Below are 8,775 nucleotides of genomic sequence, written 5' to 3' on the forward strand. Positions count from 1 at the left end.
GGGCAGGGACGCCCCGTCGCGGCGGCCCGCGGAGCAATGCCGGAGTGCGGGCACACCGAGCCTAGGCGAGGTGCCGAGTGGTGGGGCAAGAGCCCTTTTGGTTACTTTTGGGGCTCTTTTCCAAAAGTGACCCGCTGTAAGAGCGGAACCAATAGCGGCCGTTACCTAAATAACGGATATGCCCCCACCCCAGCTCAATCAAACTTATAGCTGATAGCCCCCTGCACCTGCCCCTGATTCACATCCCCGGTTTCCTTGACGATGCTGCTATTGGCCGCCGAACCAACAAGGTGAATCCAGCTGGCACTGGTCAACAGCGACCACTTCGCATCCAAAGGAAACTCAAAACTCTGCGTCAACGTCAGGTTCTGAAACCCGGCACTGGCGTTATACGGCCGAAACCCCGAAGCCGCAGCCTCATTCGCATCCACCCCGAAAAACGTCTGCGCCTGACGCGCATCGGCAAAGTGCGCCATCAAACCGGTGCTGCCAATGATGCCGCTGCCCAACGGGTAACCCAGTTCACCGCCGAGCTTACCCACCACACCACTCTGATCACGTGCGCCTCCCACGGCCTGACCCACCTGGGCATACACCCGCCAGAACTCAGCCGGCGCGTACTGGATAAAGCCCCCCACCTCAGCCATGTCCGACACATCGCGCAAGCCGCGCAACGACCCGTTGGCCGTCCGCCCCGGCAGATAATTGATATAAGGCCCGGCCGTAATGCCATGGGTATTCAGGGCACTCCAGGTCAGCCCATCGTCGGTACCCAGGCTGACACTCCCCCAATCCAGGTCGAAATAAGGAATGGGCCGCGTTTCGTAGCGGCTGCCCGTCGGATCATGGGGCTGATAGCTGACGCCCACCCCGGCTTCACCGGTAATCCCGTCGGCCAGCACAGCCCCCGAAACGCCCCACAGCCCCAGTAAACCGGCGACTACAGCAAAAGTAACCCTGAACATGGAGCCATTTCCTTTTGTGAACATGCGCGCATGAACGCGCAAATACCCAGCCTTAGGCAAGCACTCATCTAGGTTGTAGCAACCTACAAAAATTGTAGCCAGTTCCGACACAACCACACGTCGAAACCCACCAAACCCTTTGAAAACAGGGGTTGGTGGCACTTGGCACACTCCGTGCTCTATCCCCTGCAAGCGCAACAGCGCGTTCCTACTTCATAGGTAAATGCAGATGATTCACTGGCATATCGTGTGTGACTTCGACGGGACCATCACCCCCACCGACGTCATCGACAACGTCCTCCAACGCTTCGCCGGCCCCGAGTGGGAAACCATCGAACAGGAATGGCTGGATGGGCACATCGGTTCGCGCGAATGCCTGAGCCGTCAACTGGCGCTGATCAAGGCGACTCCGTCCGAGTTGCTGGCCTACTTCGACAGTGTCGAGATCGATCCGGACTTCCCGGACTTCGTCGACCACGTCATGGGCCTGGGCGCTTCCATTGAAGTGGTCAGCGATGGCATCGAACAAGGCATCGCGCGGATTCTGTCGCGCAACTACGTGACCTTGTTGCCGATCCTGGCCAACCGCCTGCGCCAGGTCGACCAGAACAGCTGGCGCATCGATTTCCCGTATTCCAGCGACGCCTGCCGTGCCGCTTCCGGCAACTGCAAGTGCAAGTCCACCCCGCGCAACAAGCGCGTGCTGGTGATCGGCGACGGCAAGTCCGACATGTGCGTGGCCTCCACCGCCGACTTCGTCTTCGCCAAGGCCAGCCTGGCCGACTACTGCGAAACCAACAATATCCCCTACGTGCGGTTCGACACCTTCGCCGAACTGCCGGCATTGCTGGCCAAGCTGCCTCAGGGCATCGCCGCCAACGCCACCTCCTTCAGCACCTCTTCCGACAATCAGGAACTCTTCCACCATGTCTGATATCCGCATCGCTAGCGCAGAAGACCAGGTTCTTCTGGATAAAGAAGCCAAGTACTGCTCCTACGGCGACACCGTTCACTACATCGACCCTCCACGTATTTTCAGCCGTTGCGAAGGCTCCTACGTGTGGGACACCGAAGACCAGGCTTACCTCGACCTGCAAATGTGGTACTCGGCCGTTAACTTCGGTTACGCCAACCCGCGCCTGAACAACGCGCTGAAACAGCAGATCGACACCCTGCCGCAAATCGCCAGCCAGTACCTGCACAAAGGCAAGATCGAGCTGTCGGAAATGATCGCAGTCGACGCCAAGAAAAAATTCGGCCTCGACGGTCGTGTGCACTTCAACGTCGGTGGTTCGCAGTCCATCGAAGACTCCCTGAAAGTGGTGCGTAACGCCACCAACGGCAAGAGCCTGATGTTTGCCTTTGAAGGCGGTTACCACGGCCGTACCCTCGGCGCGTCGTCGATCACGTCGAGCTACCGCTACCGTCGCCGCTACGGCCACTTCGGCGAGCGCGCCAACTTCATCCCGTTCCCGTACCACTTCCGCGGCCCTAAAGGCATGACCAAGGAAGAATACGGCAGCCACTGCGTGCAGCAGTTCGCCCGCCTGTTCGAAACCGAATACAACGGTGTGTGGGACCCGAAAGTCGGCCAGAGCGAATACGCCGCCTTCTACGTCGAGCCGATCCAGGGCACCGGTGGCTACGTGATCCCTCCGATGAACTTCTACAGCGAGCTCAAGCAGGTCCTGGACCAGCACGGCATCCTGATGGTCGTCGACGAAATCCAGATGGGCTTCTGGCGTACCGGCAAGCTGTGGTCGATCGAACACTTCGACGTCAAACCGGACGTGATCGTCTTCGGCAAGGCACTGACCAACGGCCTGAACCCGCTGGGCGGCATCTGGGCCAAGGAAGAGTTGATCAACCCGAAAATCTTCCCGCCAGGCTCCACCCACTCCACCTTCGCCTCCAACCCGTTGGGTACGGCGGTCGGCCTGGAAATGTTCAAGATGACCAGCGAAGTCGACTACGGCGCGATGGTCATGGCCAAGGGCAAATACTTCCTGGCCGGCCTGCAGGAACTGCAGAAACGCTTCCCGATCATCGGCGACGTCGATGGCCTGGGCCTGGCCCTGCGCTGCGAAATCTGCGGCCCGGACGGCTTCACGCCAGACAAGGCGACCCTGGACTTTATGGTCGACGAAGGCATGAAAGGCGACATGGTGGTTGACGGTCAGAAACTCGGCCTGATCCTCGACGTGGGCGGCTACTACAAAAACGTGATCACCCTGGCACCGTCCCTGGAAATCAGCTACCCGGAAATCGACCTGGGCCTGAAGCTGCTCGAGCAACTGCTTGTGCGAGCGACCAAACGGTGAACCACGCTGAGATCGACCTCGGTGAAGGTGATGCCGGCTTCGTTCTCGGTAGCGGTCCGGTCGGGATCCTGTTGATCCACGGCCTGACGGGCACCCCGACGGAGCTCCGTCGGGTGGCCCAGGGTTTGGCCAAGGTCGGTAACTGCACGGTGTACGTGCCGACCCTGGCCGGGCACTGCGGGGACAACAGCGACCTGCAAGCCACCGGCTGGCAGGATTGGTACGAAGGCGTACGCAAGACGTTCGTCGCGGTGAAACAGCGCCACGAGCAGGTGTTTGTCGGCGGTTTGTCGATGGGCGCGGTGATGTCGATGTACGTGGCGTCGCAGTTCCCCGGCCAGGTCGCCGGCTTGTTGATGTACTCCACCACCTTGAAGTACGACGGCTGGAGCATCAGCAAGATGGCGTTCATCACGCCGTTTCTGATCCGTATTCCTTTCGGTGTGCGCCTGTTCCGCTTCACTGAGAAACCGCCCTACGGCATCAAGAACGAGCGCCTGCGGGCCATCGTCGAGCGGCAGATGAAGGAAGGGGAGAGCAGCGAGGCGGGGCTGTTGACCATGGAAGGCGTCACGGTGCGCGAACTGCACTGGATGAATGCCGTGGTGAAGAAACTCATGCCATCGATCAAGACCCCGGCCCTGGTACTGCATTCCATCGAGGATGACATCACCAGCCGCTGGAACGCCGATTACGTGGAACGCCACCTCGGCGGCCCCGTGACCAAGATCCTGCTGGACAACTGCTACCACATGATCACCGTCGACCTGCAATACCGCCGGGTGATCGAGTTGAGTGCCGAGTTTGTCGGGCAACACGCTGTTCCTGTAGGCGCGAGCATGCTCGCGAAGGACGTGAACGAAAACGCGGTCTGTCTGGTTTAACGCGGTGCGCTTGAGTTTTTCGCGAGCAAGCTCGCTCCTACAAGGAAACGTTGTGATCACCGCCCAAGCCTTTTCGACTGTTCGGGCCATCGAACGCAGTGCCTGGAATGACTGTTTTCCCGATGCCCTGGAGGATTGGGACTATTACGTGGCCGTGGAAAACGCCGCTATTGATGATTTTCAGTGGCGTTATCTCGCGGTGTTCGACGACGCCACGCTGGTGGCGGTTGCGCCGGCGTTCATTACGCGTTATCGCCTCGACACCACGGTGTCGGGCGTCGGTAAGCGCTTTACCGAGCGCCTGGAGCGACTGTGGCCGGGTGTTTTGAAGTTGGGCCTGTATGCCATCGGCTCGCCGGTGGCAGAGCAGTGCAACGCGGGTATCGCCAGCCACGTTCCCGAAACGGAGCGCGAGGCGTTGCTTGCACAATTGCTCGCCGCCGCACGCCGGGATGCCGATACGTTTGGCGTCGGGCTGGTGGCGGTCAAGGATGCACCGACCAAGGATGAAGGCTGGTCAAACAGCTGCCTTGGGGCGGGCTTTCAAAGCATGCCCAGTTTGCCAACGGCACTCTTGCCGATCCCTTTTGGTTCAGTGGACGCCTACCTGGGTTCCCTGGACAAAGCCACCCGCAAGGACCTGCGCCGCAAACTGCGTGCGCCTGGCCCGCGCGTTGAGTGGCGACGTAATATCGACGACGTACTGCCGCGTATCATGGCGCTGTATGAGGCCACCCTGGAGCGCTCCGACCTGCAGTTTGAACGACTGCCGGCGGCCTATTTCACCGGTATCCTTGAACAGCTGCAAGAACGTGCGGTCTGTGTGCTTTATTGGGTGGACGAGCAAGTGGTGGCGTTCAACCTGATCCTGCTGAACCAGGACCGCCTGATTGACAAGTTTTTTGGCGAAGACATGGATTACAGCCGCGAATACAGCCTGGCCGTGCGCAGTTGGTTAACCAATATCGACTACTGTATTCGCCATGACATTGCGTTGTATGAATGTGGTCAGGCCGGCTATGCCAGCAAGTTGCTGCTGGGCTGCGAGTTCCAGGGCAACAGCATGTTTTTCCGTCACCGTAACTGGCTGGTCAACCGTGCGCTGTTCGTTGCAAAAGTGTTTCTTCGACCGGATCGATCCGACCCTGCCATGGCTGCTGCGATAAGCGAAACCTGATGATCAACAAGACCCGCCAAAAAGCCCGCCCCTTTGCCATTTCGCGTTGGAGCGTCCAGCGCAAGCTGGTGTTGGCGTTCTGGCTGGTCACGGTGATTCCGACGATGATCGCGGCGGAGCTGGCGGCGACGACCCTGTCGCAGATCTTCGACAGCAACGTGCGTATCTGGCTGCAGGAGTCCACCAAGATCGTCAAGGACGAGATTGGCGACATCCTCCACGACAACGCCCGGGTCGCCCAACTGTTCCTGCGCTACACCAAGCCGCCGTCGTCACGCCAGGCCGAGAAGCACGACAAACTGACCGCCGATATTGCCGCCGCCACTGACATCGACGTGGTCGCGCTGATCCGCAGCAGTGACCATAAAATCGTCTTCACCACGGCCGCCGATGACATCGTCAAGCAAATCAACCTGGCCAGTAATGCGGTGTTGCAGACGGTCGAGGTCGGCGGGGTGACTACCGGTGTGGTGGTCTCGACCTTTGAGACCAGCGAGGGCGGTGTGGACTACCAACTGCTCGTGGCCACCTACCTGGACAGCAGCTTCCTGACCAGCGTGGCCGATGTGCATTCCCTCGACCTGCGCCTGTACCTGGCCAACCCCAACGGCTTCTCGGAGATTTTCTCCACCCAGCGCTTCGTCGATCATCCCACCCGGATTCCGTCGGGCATCGAAGCCGCGCTGCGCAGCACCAAGCAGCCCAGCGAACAGTTCACCAGTAACTACAGCGGTTTGTACTGGCCGATTTTCAATGATGCCGGCGAGCTGCAAGGGGTGATCTTCAGTGGCTTGCTGCGGCACACCAGCCTGGTGGGCCTGGTGAACCAGAGCAACCTGTTCGTGCTGATTTTCCTGCTCAGCTCGGCATTGTCCCTGGGCGCCGGCATGTTGGTGTCCCAACGCCTGACCCGGCCGTTGCGGGATTTGTCCGAAGGCGTCAGCGCGGTGATTTCGGGCAACTACCAGCACCGTGTGGCGGTCAGCGGCGGCGACGAACTGGCGCAACTGAGCAGCACCTTCAACCACATGACCGAGCGCCTCGGTGAGTTGCATCACCTCGAAGCACAACTGCGCCGCCGCGACCGCCTGCATGCCCTGGGCGAAGTGGCGATGGGGCTGGCCCACGAAATTCGCAACCCGCTGGGCATTATCAAGACCGCCACCCAACTGCTGCACCGGCGCGCCGATTTGCCGGAAACCGACAAACGTCACCTCGAATACGTGATCAGCGAGGTCAGCCGGATCAACGACCTGATCACCGAGTTCCTCGACTTCGCCAAACCGAGCGCGCCGTTGCGTACGGTGCAGGCGGCACGTCCGGTGGTGGAAGAAATCCTCGGTTTCTGCGGGCCTGAGCTGTCGACCCATAACATCGACGCGCAAATTGATGACCAGGCCCCCGGCGCGACGATTTACGCCGATGCCAAACAGCTCAAGCAGGCTTGCCTCAACCTGATTCTCAACGCCATCGACGCCATGCCGGGCGGCGGTCGCCTGACCCTGGGCCTCCACAGTGTGGGCGGTAACACGGTGATCAGCATTGCTGACACGGGGGAGGGTATTCCGCCGGACATGATCGAGCGGATCTTCACGCCATTCGTCACCACCAAGGCCTCCGGCACGGGCCTGGGTCTGGCCAAAGTCTTCTCGATCATGGAAAGTCATGACGGCAGCATCGAATGTGTCAGCGAGAAAGATGCCGGCGCCACCTTCAGCCTGTACATTCCGGCCCAGGGTGCAGACGACGGCGATGAAGAGGATGGTGATGACGCATAACGTATTGGTAGTCGACGATGAACCCAAGCTCTGTGACTTGCTCTCATCGGCCCTGAGCCAGAGCGGGATCCAGGTGTTTACCGCCGGCAACGGCCTGCACGCGCTCAAGGTGCTGGAGCAGGAAGACATCGACCTGGTGATCAGTGACTGGCGCATGCCCGGCATGGACGGGCCGGCGCTGCTGGCGGAAATCAAGGTGCGCTACCCGCAGCTGCCGGTGATCGTGATGACCGCCTACAGCACCGTGAAGAATGCTGTGCAGTCGATGCGCAACGGGGCCTACGACTACATCGCCAAGCCGTTCGATATCGACGAACTGGACATCACCGTGGCCAAGGCCCTGCAGTTTCGCGACATCATGCGCGACAACGCGCGCATGCGGGCCGAGCTGGATGAGCACGCGCAGTTCGACAGCCTGGTGGGCGACAGCCCGGCGTTTCGCCAGGTGCTGCACGCGGTGGATTCGGTGCGCGACAGCAACGCTACGGTGCTGCTAACGGGCGAAAGCGGCACCGGCAAGGAGATGGTCGCACGCGCTATTCACAAACACGGCAACCGCGCCGACAAACCGTTTGTGGCGGTCAATTGCGCGGCCATTCCCGAAGGCTTGCTGGAAAGCGAGATGTTCGGCCACCGCAAGGGCGCCTTCACCGGCGCCGTGGCGGACCGGGTCGGGCGCTTTATGCAGGCCGACAAAGGCACGCTGTTTCTCGATGAAGTGGGCGACATGCCGTTGGCCTTGCAGGCGAAAATCCTGCGGGCCCTGCAAGAGCGGGTGATCGAGCCGGTGGGCGACCCGCGCGAGCGCAAAGTGGACGTGCGGGTGATCGCCGCCACCAACAAGAACTTGCTGGATGCGGTGGCCAACAAAGAGTTTCGCGAAGACCTTTACTACCGCCTCAACGTATTCCCGATTCCGCTGCCGGCGTTGCGCGAGCGGGTAGAAGACATCGTGCCCCTGGCCCGGCACTTCGCCCAGACCTTGAGTGCCACGGCGGGTAAACGCATCACTGGCTTCAGCCCCGAGGCGTTACAGGCCATGGCGGCGTATTCCTGGCCGGGCAATATTCGTGAGCTGCAAAACTGCGTGGAGCGGGCGACCATCGTCGCGGCGACGCCGGTGATCGAGGACATTGATTTGCCGGCGTATCTGTTTGCCTCCAAACCGGCGGAAGACGGGGTGGGCGCGATACTCAGCAACGGGCCGGGTGTGCCGCAGGATCTGGACGCGGCGCTGGCCGAGGTGGAGAAGGCTTACATCCTGGCCGCGTTGCAGGAGAGCAACGGAGTGCAGGCTGCGGCGGCGCAGAAGATCGGGATTTCCGAGCGCAGCTTTTGGTATCGGTTGAAGAAGCTGGGGATTCAGGTGGACAAGATTGTTCGCTAGGCGGGGCTGAGCAGTTGTTGGGTGTGGGAGTACATATCCGTTATTTAGGTAACGGCGACTTATGGTTCCGCTCTTACAGCGGGTCACTTTGGAAAAGCCCCAAAGTAACCAAAGGGCTCTGCCCCGCCTGTCGGCGCCTCGCTTAGGCTCGGTGTGCCCTCACTCCGGCTTTGGACCGTGGGCCGCCGCGATGGGCCATCCTTGGCCCAGCGCGGCTAACCCGGCGTCCTGCCGGGTTACCCACGCTCCAAAGCCTGCGTTCG

The 8,775-nt window shown here is 60.7% G+C and carries 7 protein-coding genes; 6 read left to right on the plus strand and 1 reads right to left on the minus strand.

Annotated elements, in window-relative coordinates:
• Nucleotides 1-194: 194 nt before the first annotated feature.
• Nucleotides 195-965, minus strand: coding sequence for a MipA/OmpV family protein (locus HX855_RS32050; RefSeq protein ID WP_177091527.1), 771 nt, complete (start codon nt 963-965; stop codon nt 195-197).
• A gap of 229 nt (nt 966-1,194) precedes the next feature.
• Here HX855_RS32050 and HX855_RS32055 point away from each other — a divergent pair, with 229 nt between their 5' ends.
• From HX855_RS32055 to HX855_RS32080, 6 genes are read left to right on the plus strand one after another with little or no spacing between them, the layout of a single operon-like run.
• The gene (locus HX855_RS32055) at nt 1,195-1,899 is read left to right on the plus strand and encodes an MtnX-like HAD-IB family phosphatase (RefSeq protein ID WP_177091525.1); all 705 of its coding nucleotides are present in this window, start codon (nt 1,195-1,197) and stop codon (nt 1,897-1,899) included.
• Nucleotides 1,892-3,286, plus strand: a complete 1,395-nt coding sequence (locus HX855_RS32060) for an aspartate aminotransferase family protein (protein WP_177091523.1) — start codon at nt 1,892-1,894, stop codon at nt 3,284-3,286. Before HX855_RS32055 ends, HX855_RS32060 begins: the two co-directional genes overlap by 8 nt.
• Complete coding sequence (locus HX855_RS32065; protein ID WP_177091521.1) at nt 3,283-4,170, plus strand: carboxylesterase; 888 nt, start codon at nt 3,283-3,285, stop codon at nt 4,168-4,170. The genes HX855_RS32060 and HX855_RS32065 overlap by 4 nt, the downstream gene beginning before the upstream one ends.
• 52 nt (nt 4,171-4,222) lie before the next feature.
• Nucleotides 4,223-5,347 (plus strand): GNAT family N-acetyltransferase, encoded by a 1,125-nt coding sequence (locus tag HX855_RS32070; protein WP_177091519.1) that lies wholly within the window; start codon nt 4,223-4,225, stop codon nt 5,345-5,347.
• Nucleotides 5,347-7,125 carry a HAMP domain-containing sensor histidine kinase gene (locus HX855_RS32075; RefSeq protein ID WP_177091517.1) on the plus strand — a complete coding sequence of 593 codons (1,779 nt, stop codon included), beginning with the start codon at nt 5,347-5,349 and terminating at the stop codon, nt 7,123-7,125. Before HX855_RS32070 ends, HX855_RS32075 begins: the two co-directional genes overlap by 1 nt.
• Entirely contained in the window at nt 7,115-8,512 is a 1,398-nt protein-coding gene (locus HX855_RS32080) for a sigma-54 dependent transcriptional regulator (RefSeq protein ID WP_177091515.1), read from the plus strand. Before HX855_RS32075 ends, HX855_RS32080 begins: the two co-directional genes overlap by 11 nt.
• Nucleotides 8,513-8,775 lie beyond the last annotated feature (263 nt).

The organism is Pseudomonas sp. IPO3778, from assembly GCF_013386825.1.
Classification (GTDB): domain Bacteria; phylum Pseudomonadota; class Gammaproteobacteria; order Pseudomonadales; family Pseudomonadaceae; genus Aquipseudomonas.

Bases quoted from the DNA above. Each gene is read 5' to 3' on its own strand.
- HX855_RS32050 (WP_177091527.1), bottom strand. From the start codon at position 965: ATGTTCAGGGTTACTTTTGCTGTAGTCGCCGGTTTACTGGGGCTGTGG.
- HX855_RS32055 (WP_177091525.1), top strand. From the start codon at position 1,195: ATGATTCACTGGCATATCGTGTGTGACTTCGACGGGACCATCACCCCC.
- HX855_RS32060 (WP_177091523.1), top strand. From the start codon at position 1,892: ATGTCTGATATCCGCATCGCTAGCGCAGAAGACCAGGTTCTTCTGGAT.
- HX855_RS32075 (WP_177091517.1), top strand. From the start codon at position 5,347: ATGATCAACAAGACCCGCCAAAAAGCCCGCCCCTTTGCCATTTCGCGT.
- HX855_RS32080 (WP_177091515.1), top strand. From the start codon at position 7,115: ATGACGCATAACGTATTGGTAGTCGACGATGAACCCAAGCTCTGTGAC.